The sequence below is a fragment of the Actinomycetospora sp. genome (assembly GCF_055612215.1).
This window is the reverse complement of sequence record NZ_JBVPVA010001084.1, coordinates 1-3756: the sequence shown is the minus strand read 5'-3', so window position 1 is coordinate 3756 and position 3756 is coordinate 1. Positions and strand designations below refer to the sequence as shown.

At 72.4% G+C, this 3756-nt stretch carries 4 protein-coding genes; 1 reads left to right on the top strand and 3 read right to left on the bottom strand.

All coding sequences use genetic code 11. The annotated features are described in order from the left end of the window. Positions 1-84 precede the first annotated feature (84 nt). A complete protein-coding gene (locus AC0CYZ_RS29240) occupies positions 85-1275 on the top strand; it encodes an LCP family protein (RefSeq protein WP_472221626.1) in 1191 nt (396 codons plus the stop codon). A 7-nt stretch (positions 1276-1282) separates the two neighbouring features. Here the strand turns inward: AC0CYZ_RS29240 and AC0CYZ_RS29235 are convergent, their stop codons facing one another. The 3 genes from AC0CYZ_RS29235 to AC0CYZ_RS29225 all read right to left on the bottom strand — a co-directional run. Then, positions 1283-1957, bottom strand: a complete 675-nt coding sequence (locus tag AC0CYZ_RS29235) for a DUF1345 domain-containing protein (RefSeq protein ID WP_472221625.1) — start codon at positions 1955-1957, stop codon at positions 1283-1285. Positions 1958-1970: 13 nt separating this feature from the next. After that, positions 1971-3374 (bottom strand): MFS transporter, encoded by a 1404-nt coding sequence (locus AC0CYZ_RS29230; RefSeq protein ID WP_472221624.1) that lies wholly within the window; start codon positions 3372-3374, stop codon positions 1971-1973. A 100-nt stretch (positions 3375-3474) separates the two neighbouring features. Continuing rightward, on the bottom strand, positions 3475-3756 hold a 282-nt coding region (locus AC0CYZ_RS29225), incomplete at its 5' end, for a GNAT family N-acetyltransferase (protein ID WP_472221623.1).

Genomic DNA, 3756 nt, shown 5'->3' with positions numbered 1-3756 from the left:
CCCGCCGAGGCGCCCCGCCGCACCCCCGACCCCGCCCGGCCGGGCGGGGGCGGCGCCGGCGAGCTCCTCCAGCGGGTCCGCGCCGTGGCGACGACGCGCGTCCTGGTCCTGGTCCTCGCGGTCGCCTCGGTGCTGCTGCTGCTCGTCAGCGGCGGGGTCGTGCTCGCCGCCCGCTCGATCGACTCCGGGCTGAGCCGGGTCGACGTCATCTCGACCTCGCTGGGCTCCGTGCTCGGGACCGACCAGAACATCCTGCTCGTCGGGCTCGACTCGCGGACCGACAGCTTCGGCAACCCGCTTCCGAAGGACCAGTTGGCCGCCCTGCACGCGGGCGGCAGCGACGCGGGCGGGGACTCGACCGACACGATCATCGTGCTGCACATCCCGGGAGGGGGCGGCCCGGCGACCGGGTTCTCCATCCCCCGCGACTCCTACGTCGACCTGCCCGACGGCTTCGGCAAGCACAAGATCAACTCGGCCTACGCCTACGGATCGAACGCCGCCCGCCCCGAGCTGTCCAAGGACGGGGTGTCCGGCAACGACCTCACCGTGCAGGCCGGCGCGGCGGGCGCCAAGACGACCATCGGCGCCGTCGAGTCCCTCACCGGCCTGACGATCACCCACTACGGCGCGGTCAACCTCGCGGGGTTCGCCGACATCAGCCAGGCGATCGGCGGCGTGCCGGTCTGCCTGAACAGCAAGGTCGACGACCCGTTCTCCGGGGCGAAGTTCCCGAAGGGCCAGCAGACGGTGTCCGGCCCCCAGGCCCTCGCGTTCGTCCGGCAGCGCCACGGCCTGCCCGGCGGCGACCTCGACCGCGCCCGCCGGCAGCAGGTCTTCCTCTCGAGCATGGCGCACACCGTGCTCTCGTCCGACACCCTCACCGACTCGGCCAAGCGCAACGCGCTCGTCGCCGCGGTCGACAAGGCGATCACCGTGGACCGCTCGCTCGACGTCCTGTCCCTCGCCACGCAGCTGCAGGGCGTGAGCTCCGGCTCGATCGGCTTCCACACGATCCCGATCGTCGACGCCAGCTACGACACCGGCGACGACGGCGAGGCGGTGCAGGTCGACCCGTCGGCGGTGCAGAAGTACATCTCCGACACCGTCTCCGGGTCGTCCGACACGAGCACCTCGTCGTCGAAGGCGTCTGGGACGTCGTCCGGCTCCTCGGGGGCGGCCCCGAAGCCCGGCGCCCCGGCGGCGGCCCCGAAGCCCGCCGTGCCGGCCTCCGACGCCGGGACGGCCGCCCCGACGGTGCCCTGCGTCAACTGACGGGCGCTCAGCGCAGCACGTTCACGGCCCGCGCGACGACGAGGGCGACCGTCGCGAGCGACACCGCGGACTGCACGAGCATCGTCAGCTTCGCCCAGCGCGAGAGCGGCATGGTGTCGGTGGGGCTGAACGCGGTGGAGTTGGTGAAGGACACGTAGAGGTAGTCGACGAAGGTCGGCTCCCAGTCCCGGTCGAGGTCCGGGCTCTGGATCTGGGGGAAGGCGAAGTCGGGGACCTCGCGGTCGCCGTGGGCCCGCGCCGACGGACCGCCGCGGTCGAACTGCCAGTACCAGAGGGCGAAGCCGATGACGTTGGTCGCCCAGATCGCGGCCCCCGTCGCGAGCAGGGCCCCGGCGTCGTCGGCCCCGCCCGCGACCAGGTGGTCGATCAGGCGGACGACCGCGGCGCCGTTCGCGACGCTGATGAGCGTGGTCAGCACGAGGCTCGTGGTGCGGCGCCAGGTCCGCTCGCGCTCGAAGCGGCCGGGGTTGGCGACGACGAGGACCGCCAGCACCGCGATCTCGAGCACCGGCATCAGCCACCGCGATCCGAGGACCACCGTGTCGGGCAGCGTGAGCTGCAGCCCGGCGGCCGCGAGGATCGCGAGTGCGACCGGCCACCGGGGCTCGCCCGCGGTCGGGCGGCGCCAGGCGGGAGGAGCGGGGATCGCGTCGGAGCTCACGCGGCGGATTGTTCTACCGGTCGGCCAGCGCCACCTCCTCGAGGGCCCGTCCGGTGGACAGCGGGCCCAGGATCCCGACGTCGAGGCAGAGCAGCACGACGAGCACGGCGGACCCGCCGAACACCGCGACCGGCCCGGCCGTCGCGAGCAGCGGCACGGCGATGAAGGGAAGGACGGCCGACGTCGCCCGCGACAGCGAGTACGCGGTTCCGCTGGCCGTCGAGCGGATGGCCGTCGGGAAGATCTCCGCCTGGTAGATGTGGAAGGCGTTCGAGAAGACGTTGCTCGACGTCGTCAGCAGGAACCCCGCGAGGACGATGATCCACGGCGTGGCCGCGGCGGCGAACACGATGCCGAACCCGGCGATCAGCAGGGCCGCGATGATGATCAGGTACTTCCGTTCGAACCGCTCCACGAGCGGCACCGAGAGCAGCGAGCCGATCGGGTAGCCCGCGAAGCTGAGCGCGGCGTAGCCCAGCGAGTCGGTGATCGTGAAGCCCTTGGCCACCAGCACGGTTGGCGCCAGTGTGCCGAAGCCGTAGTAGGCCACCGTCTGCAGGATCTGGAAGATGAACAGCATGACCGTCCGGCGCCGGTAGACGCCGGTGAAGGCGATCTTGAGGACCTCCGAGGTCGTCCGCGCCCGTGGCTCGGCCGCGCGCAGGGCGGGCGGGACCCGCTCCGGGATGACGTCCGCGGCCTCCGGCGCCCCGGCCTTCGCGGCGATGTCGCGGACGACCCGTTCGGCCTCGTCGCGCCGTCCGCGGGACTCCAGCCAGCGCGGTGACTCCGGCAGGACGCGGCGCATCCAGAGGACGAACAGGGCGCCCAGCGCGCCGAACACCAGCAGCCACCGCCAGCCGTCGATCCCCGCGATCTCCCGCGCGGCGACCAGCTTCCCGCCGAGCAGCGCGGCCACCGGCACGCCGAGGAAGCCCACCGTGTAGGCCCAGGCGATGTAGCGGCCGCGGACCCCGGCGGGGAGGAACTCGGCGAGGTAGGTGTCGACGAGCACCAGCTCGCAGCCCAGCCCGATGCCGGCGAAGAACCGCAGGACGAGGAACACCTCGATGTTCGGCGAGAACGCGCAGAGCAGGCTGAACAGCGAGTACGTGAGCAGGTTGAGCAGGAACACCCGACGGCGGCCGAGCCGGTCGGCGAGGATCGAGAGCACGTTCGCGCCGACGAACATGCCCAGGAAGCCGCTCCCGACGACCGCGGCCTTCCCGACCGAGCCGAGGCCGAACTCCTTGGTCAGGATCGGGGCCAGCACGCCGCCGAGGAACACCTCGTAGAGGTCGAAGAACGACCCGATCCCGACGAGGACGACGATGAGCTTGTGCCATCGGGAGATCGGCAGGCTCTCGAGGACCACGCTCGCGCCGCCGGTCGTGGGTGCGCCCGCATCGGTCGCCATGTGTTCGGCCTCCCGCGTCGTCCGACTCCCGTGTCGTGAGCACGAGAAACTACCTCGGACGTGTGGTCCCCGTCAGGTGGCCGGGCCGGGAACGAGTCCCTCAGAGCTCGAACTCGCCGCGACGGTCCGCCGGCACGAGGTCCACGTAGTCCGGGTGCTTGGCGATCCAGCCTCGGATGAACGGGCAGAACGGCAGGACCGCGAGCCCCTGGGAGCGGGCGTCGTCGAGCGCGGCGCGGGCCAGCCGGCCCGCGAGGCCCTGGCCGGCGTGGGCGTCGTCGACGACGGTGTGGGTGAACGAGATCGTCGAGCCGCCCGAGCGTCGGTGGTACTCGGCGTAGCCCGCCGTCTCTCCGTCGACACGGATCTCGTACCGGTGCCG